Origin of the sequence: Mesorhizobium sp. WSM3626 (assembly GCF_000513935.1) — a bacterium.
GTDB classification, from domain to species: domain Bacteria; phylum Pseudomonadota; class Alphaproteobacteria; order Rhizobiales; family Rhizobiaceae; genus Mesorhizobium; species Mesorhizobium salmacidum.
The window spans coordinates 1-1077 of record NZ_AZUY01000107.1; the positions used below are offsets into that span (position 1 = coordinate 1).

Annotated in this window: 1 protein-coding gene and 1 pseudogene; one reads left to right on the forward strand and one right to left on the reverse strand. The window is 57.6% G+C overall.

Annotated features, from left to right (window positions below):
* Positions 1 to 137: 137 nt before the first annotated feature.
* Positions 138 to 524: pseudogene (locus tag M653_RS1000000134865) on the forward strand (limonene-1,2-epoxide hydrolase family protein).
* A 238-nt stretch (positions 525 to 762) separates the two neighbouring features.
* On the opposite strand, the gene M653_RS0131115 reads toward M653_RS1000000134865, so the two are convergent.
* Positions 763 to 1077 (reverse strand): SDR family oxidoreductase (locus tag M653_RS0131115; protein ID WP_027146778.1); only part of this gene is annotated, 315 nt, incomplete at its 5' end.

Sequence of the window (1077 nt, forward strand, 5' to 3'; positions counted from 1 at the left end):
ACCTCCAAAAATCAGCGTTGAATCTGATTTGCCCTTCCTTGGGAATCCCAACCCGTTAAATCGTCACTACGCCCTAGTACATTTCAAGGGTGGACTGGGGTTGTCGCCCCCCACCATATCAACGAAGGAATTCTAACATGGCGACACCTATTGAGGTCGTGACTGATTTCTGCGCCGCCTATTCCGAGGGTCGCGGTAGGCCCGCTATACGGCGGTGGTTCACACCTAAGACGCTGTGGGTCAACGTCGGCATTTCCGCCACCACCGGTATTGAAGAAGCGATCGGGATGATCAACGAGCTCGAGAAATCCATGAGGATCGCTACCGTTCACATCGACATGCTCGCCATTGCAGCCGACGGGAACCGCGTGCTGACAGAGCGGCTGGACCGGTTTGAACGCGCTGACGGCAGATAGATCGGAAGGATGACCCTGATGGGAATTTACGAAATTGAAGGCGATCACATTGTCGCTTGGCGCGACTATTTCGACGTCAACGCGGTCTCAAAACTCGCTCAGGGATGACGCGTCGTCCATTCCTTGCGCATCGCCGGCGCGGGCGCCATGGCCGCTTTCATCATCATCGGTGAACGCGCGCCCGCCCTCCCGATGTCGAAAGCGGTGCGCAGGACGCCTCCTTAGCTCATACGAAAAAGGATCATGTCGTGACACTTTCCCATGGTATCGCCTCCTTGCGAGGTGAGTGACAGTGCCACTCAGCTCGCAATTGGCAGCTTCGAAGGCACCGACGCGACGCCTTCGGTCAGCCATTCAGCATCCGACCGCCATCGACAATGATTTCCGAGCCGATGGTCCACGCCGATTCATCAGAGGCGAGATAGATGACGGCCTTGGCGACCTCCTGCGGTGTTCCAAAACGGCCAGCGGGGATCGATCCAGCGATGTCCTTGTTGACCTGTGCGCGATAGGCGTCCGGAATCCCGAGCTTGTCGTAAAGCGGCGTCTCGACCGGGCCGGGGCTAACTGCATTGACGCGAATGCCGCGATCCATGAGTTCGCTGGAGAGCGTCTTGGATAGGTTGAGAAACGCCGCCTTTGTGGCGGCATAGACGGATGA